The 9,410-nt window shown below is 65.0% G+C and carries 10 protein-coding genes; 6 read left to right on the forward strand and 4 right to left on the reverse strand.

Annotated elements, in window-relative coordinates; all coding sequences use genetic code 11:
- Positions 1 to 501: 501 nt before the first annotated feature.
- Genes Q0R23_RS12850 through Q0R23_RS12860 form a run of 3 tightly spaced genes read left to right on the forward strand, consistent with a single transcriptional unit; the run spans position 502 to position 3,729 of the window.
- Positions 502 to 1,293, forward strand: coding sequence for an alpha/beta hydrolase (locus Q0R23_RS12850; RefSeq protein ID WP_293913612.1), 792 nt, complete (start codon positions 502 to 504; stop codon positions 1,291 to 1,293).
- The gene (locus Q0R23_RS12855) at positions 1,290 to 2,780 is read left to right on the forward strand and encodes a DUF4127 family protein (RefSeq protein ID WP_293913614.1); all 1,491 of its coding nucleotides are present in this window, start codon (positions 1,290 to 1,292) and stop codon (positions 2,778 to 2,780) included. Before Q0R23_RS12850 ends, Q0R23_RS12855 begins: the two co-directional genes overlap by 4 nt.
- Before the next feature lie 49 nt (positions 2,781 to 2,829).
- Positions 2,830 to 3,729, forward strand: coding sequence for an ROK family protein (locus Q0R23_RS12860; RefSeq protein WP_293913616.1), 900 nt, complete (start codon positions 2,830 to 2,832; stop codon positions 3,727 to 3,729).
- Here the strand turns inward: Q0R23_RS12860 and Q0R23_RS12865 are convergent.
- A complete protein-coding gene (locus tag Q0R23_RS12865; RefSeq protein ID WP_293913618.1) occupies positions 3,721 to 4,200 on the reverse strand; it encodes a hypothetical protein in 480 nt (159 codons plus the stop codon). The genes Q0R23_RS12860 and Q0R23_RS12865 overlap by 9 nt on opposite strands.
- A 163-nt stretch (positions 4,201 to 4,363) precedes the next feature.
- On the opposite strand from Q0R23_RS12865, the gene Q0R23_RS12870 reads away from it, so the two are divergent.
- Positions 4,364 to 4,999: a lysophospholipid acyltransferase family protein gene (locus tag Q0R23_RS12870; RefSeq protein ID WP_293913619.1), complete on the forward strand. Its 636-nt coding sequence runs from the start codon at positions 4,364 to 4,366 to the stop codon at positions 4,997 to 4,999.
- Positions 5,000 to 5,492: 493 nt separating this feature from the next.
- Here the strand turns inward: Q0R23_RS12870 and Q0R23_RS12875 are convergent, their stop codons facing one another.
- Complete coding sequence (locus Q0R23_RS12875; protein ID WP_293913620.1) at positions 5,493 to 6,587, reverse strand: acyl-ACP desaturase; 1,095 nt, start codon at positions 6,585 to 6,587, stop codon at positions 5,493 to 5,495.
- 287 nt (positions 6,588 to 6,874) lie between these two features.
- On the opposite strand from Q0R23_RS12875, the gene Q0R23_RS12880 reads away from it, so the two are divergent.
- The gene (locus Q0R23_RS12880; RefSeq protein WP_293913624.1) at positions 6,875 to 7,330 is read left to right on the forward strand and encodes a peroxiredoxin; all 456 of its coding nucleotides are present in this window, start codon (positions 6,875 to 6,877) and stop codon (positions 7,328 to 7,330) included.
- A gap of 193 nt (positions 7,331 to 7,523) precedes the next feature.
- On the opposite strand, the gene Q0R23_RS12885 is transcribed toward Q0R23_RS12880, so the two are convergent.
- Both Q0R23_RS12885 and Q0R23_RS12890 read right to left on the reverse strand, forming a co-directional pair.
- Positions 7,524 to 8,504 (reverse strand): aldo/keto reductase, encoded by a 981-nt coding sequence (locus Q0R23_RS12885; protein WP_293913621.1) that lies wholly within the window; start codon positions 8,502 to 8,504, stop codon positions 7,524 to 7,526.
- Complete coding sequence (locus Q0R23_RS12890) at positions 8,501 to 8,893, reverse strand: MerR family transcriptional regulator (RefSeq protein ID WP_293913622.1); 393 nt, start codon at positions 8,891 to 8,893, stop codon at positions 8,501 to 8,503. The genes Q0R23_RS12885 and Q0R23_RS12890 overlap by 4 nt, the downstream gene beginning before the upstream one ends.
- A 113-nt stretch (positions 8,894 to 9,006) precedes the next feature.
- Here Q0R23_RS12890 and Q0R23_RS12895 point away from each other — a divergent pair, with 113 nt between their 5' ends.
- Positions 9,007 to 9,381: a type II toxin-antitoxin system RelE/ParE family toxin gene (locus tag Q0R23_RS12895; protein WP_293913623.1), complete on the forward strand. Its 375-nt coding sequence runs from the start codon at positions 9,007 to 9,009 to the stop codon at positions 9,379 to 9,381.
- Positions 9,382 to 9,410: the final 29 nt, after the last annotated feature.

Below are 9,410 nucleotides of genomic sequence, written 5' to 3' on the forward strand. Positions count from 1 at the left end.
GAGGAGTGGCACCCTCATGGGGAGGAGTGGCGTCCTCATGGGCGTCCGTTCACGAGGACAGTCCGTTCACGACGACAGTCCGTTCTGGCCAAGACGCCCCCGCCCCGGTGGGGTGAGGGAGTTGGTCGCTGCGCTCGGCATGGTACTTCCCATTCGTCCCAGACGCACTTTTTCTCCCGACGTTCTCCACATCGTGGCCGGTTCCGTAGGGCGCCCGTGCTCCGCATTCGCCCATAACTGACCTCGCTGGAAGGTAGTGGTCTACTTCAGCGGAAAAATAGCGTCTGGGCGCTCGTCGTTGACCCCTCTACCACTGGGAGAGGGGCGCTGCGAAGCAGCGGGGTGAGGGGAAGTGAGCGCCAGCTCATGCCCTTCCCCACTCCCCACTTCCCACCAGCGGCGCAGCCGCGCCCCGTACCACTCCCCCCTCCTCTACAATGAAGCCCACATCAACACGCACGGGGGAACCACCATGAATTACGTCTATCTCAGGCCCCTCCCATGACCGCCCAGCGCCTCTTTTCTCCGGCTGATCCGCCCGCGACGACGAATGTGGGTGGGCTGCCGTACAGCGTCTCAAGGCGGGTGTTTGCCCGCGTGCCCTGCCTGGTCGAGTTGCCCAGCCTGCCGCTGCGGGGGCTGTGCATCGTCTATCACGGCGCCGGGGCGGCCAAGGAGGGCAAGCTGGGCGTCTACTCGGCGCTGACCGCCGGGGGCGTGGCAGTGGTCATTCCCGACGCGCCGCTGCACGGGGAGCGGGCGCTCAATCAGCCGGGCCTGAACGCCCGCGAGTTCATCTGGGAGAGTGCGCGGCGCAGCGTGGCCGAGGCCGGGGCGATGATGACGGTACTCCTGACCGAATACGGCCAGAACCTTCAGCACAGGCTGCCGGTCTACGCGGTGGGCAGCAGCATGGGCGGCTATGTGGCGCTGAGCCTGGCCCGCAGCGAGAAGCGCCTGTGCGGCGTCGCGGCATTAATCACCTCCGGCGTCTGGCAGGAACCGGACGTGAACGCGCCGGGCACGCGGGCCTTTCTGGAGGGTCAGCGGCCCAATACCCACGCGGCCAGCGCTCCGCCCACGCCGCTGTTTCTCGCCAGCGGCGACCGCGACCCGACCTTTCCGCTGGAGGCGCACCACGAACCCACCGCCGCCGCCCTGCGAGAAGCCTACGCGGCGGCAGGCTGCCCCCAGAACTTCAGCGAAAAGGTCTACCCCGAAGTCGGCCACTACACCAGCAAGAAGATGCGCGACGACGCCGTAACCTGGATTCTGGAGCACTTGAACGCTTGAGGCTGCTGCTGATCCCGCCCGACACCCGCCCGGTGACGCTGACTCTGCCGACGCTGCTGGCCCGGATGGTCGGCGCCGAGGTAGACGCGCCGCCCGCCGGGGCGCTGCCGCATTTCAACACGCCCGGCGACACCAGAATGTTGCGAGGCTGGCTGCTCGACCAGGCTGCCGGGGCCGACGTCCTGATCGTCTGTCTGGAGACGCTGACGCTCGGCGGGATGATTCCGGCCCGGCGCGTCTCGGACCCCTTGAGTGACGTGCTGGCGCGGCTAGACGTGCTGCGCGAGATCAAGGCCCGGCATCCAGGTCTCCGTATCTACGCCTTCGGGGTCATCGTCCGGGTGGCGCACGACAACGATCCACACGAGGAAAAGTCGTATTACGGCGACTGGGGCGCGGGGCTGCGGGCGTATGGTGTGGCCCTGGACCGACTCGCCCGCCACGGCGAGGGCGAACGCGCCGCGCTGGACGCTGCCGAGGCTGCCGTGCCGCCCGACATCCTGGCCGACTGGATCGGCACCCGGCAACGCAACCATGCCCTCCATCTGGCCGCGCTGGACTTGCTGCACGCAGGCGTTCTGGCGCACCTCTGCCTGACGCTGGACGACACCGCCGAGTACGGCCTGGCCGCAGCAGACCGCCGCGCACTGGAAGCCAGGGCCGACGAGCTGGCCGTCTGGCCGCGCTTCGACGTTTACCCCGGCGCCGACGAGGTGCCCTGCACGCTGATCGCCCGCGCCCTGTACCCGGCCACCGCCCGCGCCTGGGTGATCTACAGCGGCGTCAGCGGCGCCCAGACGCGAATGATCTACGAGGACCGACCAGCCGGTGAACTCGTCCGCGCCCACCTGCGGGCGGCAGGCTGCGGGACAGCCGACACGCCAACGGAGGCCGACTTCGTGCTGATGGTCAACACGCCCGGCGCGGCGCAGGCCAACCGGCAGCCGGATTTCGCGGTGGTGGACACCGCCCAGCGCCATCTGCCCGCCTTCGTGGACCGCCTGACGCTTGAGCTGAACGGGGTGCGCCCGGTCGCCCTGGCCGACATCGCCTACCCGAACGGCGCGGAGAGGCGCCTGTGGCAGATGCTTCAGCCGCTGCCGCTGGGCAGGCTGGCGAGCTACTCGGCCTGGAATACGGCAGGTAACACGCTGGGGAGCGCTGTAGCGTTCGGGAAACTGGCAAAGATGGTAACTGATCGGGCCGCGCAGGTTCAGGCCGTCTTCGGACAGATGGTGGACGACGGGCTGTATCAGGCGTTCGTGCGCTCGGAGGTGCGTTCACGGCTGCATGAGCCCAGTCCGTATGACCTGGGCGAGCAGCGAGCCGAGGCGGAAGCGCATCTGGACGAGATCATCACGCCGCTGATTCGCTCACTCTGGGAGCGGCAGTTCGCGTCTACCGGCCTCACACTGGACATCGGGCGCCCACATCTGGCCTGGCCGAGATTGTTCACCGGGGTGTTTCCGCTGAGCGTCAGCGAGTAAGCGGGCGCAGCGGCACCCTGCGTTCTCCATCGCATGGCAGACTGTGGCCGTGCCCGTTGCCTCAACTCCTCCCCTGCTCGCCCTCGATATCGGCGGCACGTCCATTCGGGCGGCGCTGATCGAGCGCGGCGCCGTCACCGAGCGCCTGGAGGCCCGCACACCCAAGCCCAGCACCCCGAATGCAGTCATCGAAGCTGCCCTGGCGCTGGCCGCGCCGCTCTCACCCCGCGCCTCGGCCCTGGGCGTCGCCTGCGCCGGAGCGGTGGCGGGCGGGCGGGTCACGGCGACGGCGATTCATACCTTTCCCGGCTGGCATGACGTGGCGCTCTCCGAGGCACTGGGCGCGGGCCTGAATCTGCCCTGCGCGGTGCTCAACGACGCCCGCGCCGCCGCCTGGGGCGAATATTCAGCGGGCGCCGGGCGGGGGCAGAGCGAATTCATGTTCGTGACCATCAGCACGGGGGTCGGCGCCGGACTGGTGCTGGGCGGGCGGCTGCACCTGGCCGCCAACGGACTCGACGCCGAACTGGGCTTCGTCAGCGTGCCCGCGAGCTGGACACCCGGCACCGAGATGCCGCCCCTGGGCCATCTGGGACCGCTGGAATTCGAGACGAGCGGCACCGCGCTGGGCACGCAGGCGCTCGGCCTTGGTCTGAACAGTACCCGCGCCCTGGCCGACGCCGCCGAGACTGGACACGCGCAGGCCGACGCCCTGTATCGCCGCAGCGCCGCCTTGATCGCCTGGAAGGTGGCCGACATCGCCGCGCTGCTGGGCGTGCAGCGGGTCGCCCTGGGCGGCAGCGTGGGCCTGAGAAGTGGCTACCTGGCACGGGTGCGGGCAAGCCTGGCTGTCTTTCCGGAGCGCTACCAGCCGGAGATCGTCCACGCCGAGCTGGGCGCCGACGCCGGGCTGATCGGGGCCGGGCTGTGGGCGGGGCGCTCAGGTTAGACGCCCCAGCGCAGCGATGTCCCACTCGTCCTTTTCGCGCAGTGGCACGTTGTAAAACTCGGAGACGCAGCGCTTCATGGCGATCAGTGCGGCGGGCGTCAGGGATTGCATCGGAATACCGTCCCACACGACGGCTTGCCCGGCCAACAGGTCGGAGGGCCAGACGATGGCGGCCAGCGAACCGAGCGTGCGGGGCGGCGAAACCGCGTCGTCAATCGGGGTCAGGTTGAGCAGCAATTCGCCGTGCCGGTAAAACGCATCGTCGGCCAGGCTGCCGTGGACCAAGGTAAAACCCAGCTCCGAGAGCAGCGGCGCCAGCCTCGGCACGTCATTCAATGCCACGAAAAGGTCTGTGTCGTCGTGAGGACGAATCTGAGCGCTCAGCAGTTCGGTGGCCCAGCCGCCCATCAGCCAGGGGTGAATGTCGGTGGCAGCGAGGGCGCGGAGGAAGGTCGCAACTTCGGGAGGCATATCGGGAGTCTAGCCAGAACGATCCGTTGCATAAATTTGACTTCCGCCTCATACCGCGCTATATTCTGATTATCACCGCCGAAGAAGGCGGCTTTTTTATGCCCCTACGCCGCCGATCTTGAGTTTCTGGTGTTGCCCCCTGCCGGGCCTGTATCCTGAACAGATGACCGCGCCCGCACCTGACACCCGGCCACCCACGCCCACCGGAGACCGTGCGCCCGCTGAGGCCGAGCTTCACGCACCGCCCATCAATCCGCTGGTGTACGACTTCGTGCTGGCCGTCACCAAACTGCCGATTGTGCTGCGCGGGCAGTACGTGCATACGCTGGGGCGCGAGCATATTCCCTCGCCGGGGCACAAGCTGGTGGTCGCCGGGGCGCACGTCTCGTCGCTCGATCCGTTCATCATCGCCCGCACCATGCCGGGGCACCATGTCCAGTTCATGACCAAGAAAGAGCTGTTCGGGCCGGTCACGGGCGCCATCATCCGGGCGGGCGGCAGCTTCCCGGTAGACCGCGAGGGCAACGATCTGGCCGCCATTCGCACCGCCCTGCGCGTGCTCAAAGACGACGGCACGCTGGGCCTCTTTCCGGAGGGCACACGCGGCGGCGGGCAGATGCAGGGCGGCGTGGGATTGATCGCCCTGCGGGGGCGCTCTCCCGTGTTGCCAGTCGGACTGCGGCGCGACGGACAAAGATGGCTGGTGCGCTTCGGGCCGCTGATCGAACCGTCGGGGGGCATCAAGGAGTTGACGGCCCGCATCGGCGAGGAGATTACGCGGCTGAGTGGGCCTTTGTAGGACTCAGTGCCTCATGCGTCAGATCTCTGGCTTGCTGTATAATTCAGCTCAACAGAGTCACGCCGTTGAACAAACCCTGACAAGTCAAGTGCTCGTCCTGGTCGTTGAGGAAATGAAGCGGATAGTTGCGGCGGATGGCTACCAGTCGGTTAACATAGGGAATGACAAAGATCTTCCTTGTGATTGGCATCACGTGCATAAGCTCAGCGAGCTTGCTCCTCGCTTCCGACAAATTGGCACGTGCAATGATCGTAAGCGCGTATAAATTTAGCAATAATAGCACTGCCAGTGGATCATTCCTAGATGGTTTTGTCGGAAACAATTCTCTGATCTATTTTATCCTCATTGGTGGCTTTATTTCACTAGTTTTATCGCTGTTTTTCTTCAGTTCAGAGGCCAAACGATGACATTATTAACCTAAATTGCAGTAACCTAACAAAAAAGCCGGAGCACTCGCCCCGACCTTCAGAAAACCCGCTCGCCAAAAACCTACTCAGTCGTCTGCGGCCTGGACCGATTTGACGGGCGCCTCAGGGTTGACCACGAACTCGGTGGGGTCGATGGCGTCAAAGCCGATGACCTTTTCATAGTCCTGGATGCGCAGGTGGAGCCGCTTGACGTCGCCTTCCACCTGGCCGTAATCGAAGGTGTCCCAGATAACGGTGGACTTGAAGGTCTGGCCCTCGAAGTCGGGCACCTCGCGGGTCTTTTTCAGGCCCTCTTCCAGCGACTTGCGGCTCTCGATGCCGAGGTTGCGAAAGGCCACCTGCATCACGTCGCGCGAAAAATCGCGGGGGCCGTAGATTCCGGCGCGGTAGACGGTTTCGTAGAACTTTTCCCAGTCGGGCACCAGCTTGGCGGCGGGCATCGAAAACTGGCCGATGATGTTGCGGATGGCCTCCAGCGTGCGCTGCGGGTAGTAGTACAGGTACATCCGCACGCCCTCTAAGAAGAAGTTGTAGTGGGCGGCCTCGTCCACGGCGATGGTCTGGGCGACCTTGGCCAGCACGGGGTCGGAGAAACCCTGGAGGTGCGGCTTTTCAGACTTGCCCTGGGCGATCTTCATCATGTTGAGGTAGTTGAGCTGGGTGGCGCGTTCCTGAAACACGGTGTAGACCATGTTGTGCAGCGCGTCCTGAAACGGCAGCTCCCAGGTCTGGGCTTTGAGGCGCTCCTTGTATTCGACCAGCCACTGCGGCGTGCGCTGGCGCGAGAACAGCACGGCGTTTTCCCAGGCGTCGGCGTGCTTTTCCTCCTCGCTGCCCCAGCGCATCTGAAAGTGGCTGCGGCCATGTGAGCGCCGCACCAGGTTAATCAGGTTGCTGGTAAAATCCGGTGCGTACTGCTCGACGGCGAAGAAGCCGGTCAGCACGGTCATGATGTCGGGCGGCAAATTGGGCGAGAGGGCTCGCCAGTCAAACGACTTGTCGGCGTTCCAGTTGCGCGTTTCCTGGCTGCGGGCGGTGTACCAGCGGTACAGGCCCAGAAAACCGCGCTCGATCAGGCGGTCTTTTTCAGCATTGCTCAGCAGCCCGGCGGGGGTCTGCGGGACATCGGCCAGCATATTGGGGGGCATGACATCAGCCATCAGAGAACTCCTTGTAGGCGTCTCGCTGCGGGGTAACCGACTTGAGTAGGCGCTGGGGCGGGACGTGACCGCAGAGTAGCACCTCGCCTCTGGTCACAAATACGCCCAGCAGACAATCTGTCAGTAAGCCAGGCAAGTCCAAAGTCTGCCCCAAGAAGCGCTCAAGTCTCGCGCCGGACCACTCATTCTCAGGTCAGTTCGGGCTGGACAGTTCGGGCTAGGCAGTTCTTACCGCCCAGCCCGGTCCACTCCGTTAAACTGATGGCATGACCCAGGCCACCGTGAGCATTCCCCAGCCCGGCCAGATGGCCCCCGATTTCACCCTGCCGTCCACGGGCGGCGACACCGTGACCCTCAGCAGCTACCGGGGCCATAAACACGTCGTGCTGGTGTTCTACCCGCTCGACTTCTCGCCGGTCTGCTCGATGCAGCTCCCTGAATATTCGGGCCGCCAGGACGATTTTGCCGACGCCGACACGGTGATCCTGGGCCTCAACCGCGACAGCCTGCACACCCACAAAGCCTGGGCCGCCGAGTACGGCATCGAGGTGCCGCTGCTGGCCGACATGAACCTGGAAGTCGCCCGCAGCTACGGCGTGGCCATCGAAGACCGCGCCATTTCGGGCCGGGCCGTGTTTCTGATCGACAAGGAAGGCAAGGTACGCCACGCCTTCGTGGAGGAAAAGCCCGGTGACTACACGCTGCGGCCCGGTCAGGTGCTGGAGCTGATAAAGGCGCTGTGAGCTGAAGGGAAACAGAAGGCTCCACATGACGGGGCCGTCACCCAATCACCCAGTCCCCCAATCACCCCCTCTCCCCGCTGCTTCGCAGCACCCTTCTCCCGCAGGGGGCGAGGGGTCAACCTATCAGGGGGGCCGAGGATCGGCTTGATTCCTTGTGAGCCTTCCCAGCTCCACTCCACACCAGTTTCCTCCCTCAGTACCGCGCCCCAGCCGCCACACCCACCGGAGCGATCTCATTCAGGCGGCCCAGGTCGTCTGCGCTCAGATGGGCGTGCACGGCGCCGAGGTTGTCGCGCAGATACCTCACGCGCTTGGTGCCGGGAATGGGCACCAGGTCCTGACCCTGCGCCAGCACCCAGGCCAGGGCCAGTTGCGCGGCGCTGATGCGTTTTTCAAGGGCCATCTTCTGCACGGCCTGCACCAGTTTCAGGTTTGTCTGGAAGTTCTCGCCCTGGAAACGGGGGTTGTGGCGGCGGAAATCGCCCTCTTCAAAGTCGTCCGGTGACTTGATCTCGCCGGTCAGGAAGCCGCGTCCCAGCGGGCTGTACGGCACGAAACCGATGCCCAGCTCGCGCACGGTGGGAATGACTTCCTCCTCCGGCTCGCGGTTCCACAGGCTGTACTCGGATTGCAGCGCCGTGATCGGGTGGACGGCGTGGGCGCGGCGAATCTGCTCCGGGGTGGCTTCCGACAGGCCCAGGAAGCGTACCTGCCCGGCCTGGACGAGTTCGGACATGGCGCCCACCGTCTCCTCGATGGGCACGTTGGGATCGACGCGGTGCTGGTAGTACAGGTCGATGTGGTCGGTCTTCAGGCGCTTCAGGCTGGCCTCCACCGCCGATTTGACGTATTCCGGGCGCCCGCTGATGCCCAGCCGCTCGCCGCCCGGCCCGCGCTGAATGGCGAACTTGCTGGCGATGATGACCTGACCCCGCACTTTCCGCAGCGCTTTACCCACCAGCACCTCGTTGGTAAACGGGCCGTAGATGTCGGCGGTGTCGAAGAAGTTCAGGCCCGCGTCCAGGGCGGCTTCAAACACGCGCAGGTTCTCGGCGTCATCGGCCTCGCCGTAGAATTCGCTCATGCCCATGCAGCCCAATCCCAGGCGGCTGACCGTCAGTCCCTGTGAGCCGAGCTTGACCTGCTCAAGCGGTTGTTCGGTGTTCCGTGTCATAATCGCTCCTTTGATGAACCGGGCAGTTGCCGGTCATACCACTCGATCCTTCGTTCGATGGCGCCCAGGTCGGCGGTGAGGGCCTGGAGGCGGCCCTGCACGTCTTGCCGGTGCTGCACCAGCAGGGCGCGGCAATCCGGGGCGGTCTGTTCCCCTGCCTGCGCCAGCTCGACGTAGCGCCGGATAGCCGCAATCGGCAGGCCAGTGGAGCGCAGGGCCAGCAGAAAGCGCAGCACCTCGACCTCGCGGGCGCTGTAGCGCCGCACACCGCTGCCTGTACGCGGCACCGCCAGCAACCCGGCCCGCTCGCGCAGGGTATGGGCACTGACGCCCAGCCGCGCCGAGAGTTCGCCGATGCTCAGGTCTGGTACGGTGCTCGCCGCCGACATGGGGGCAGCCTAATCCTTCGAGTGCGCTCTAAGTCAAGGGCGGAGTATTCAAAAACCTCATCCAATCTGCTAATATACCCTCAAGTGCATAGTCACTCGAAAGCATACACAGCATGACCTGGACTGCCGAATACACCGATGAACTCGGCTCCTGGTGGGCCACACTCACCGAGGCTGAACAGGAAAGTGTGGACGCGTCTGTAAGGCTGCTTGAAGCGCGTGGTCCGCAACTCGGCTTTCCTCACAGCTCTGGGATTCATGGTTCCCGGCATGCACATATGCGAGAACTCCGCATTCAGCACCAGGGTCGCCCCTACCGCATCCTGTACGCTTTCGACCCACGCCGGAACGCCATTTTGCTCATCGGCGGCGACAAAACCGGCCAGGACCGCTGGTACGAGATGTTCGTGCCACTCGCCGACCATCTGTACGACATACATCTCGACACTCTGAGGGAGGAGGATCAGCATGGCCAGAAACTGGAATGAACTCCGCACCAAGATGACCCCGGAGCAGC

It is taken from the genome of Deinococcus sp., from assembly GCF_025362455.1.
In the GTDB taxonomy this organism is placed as follows: Bacteria; Deinococcota; Deinococci; order Deinococcales; family Deinococcaceae; genus Deinococcus.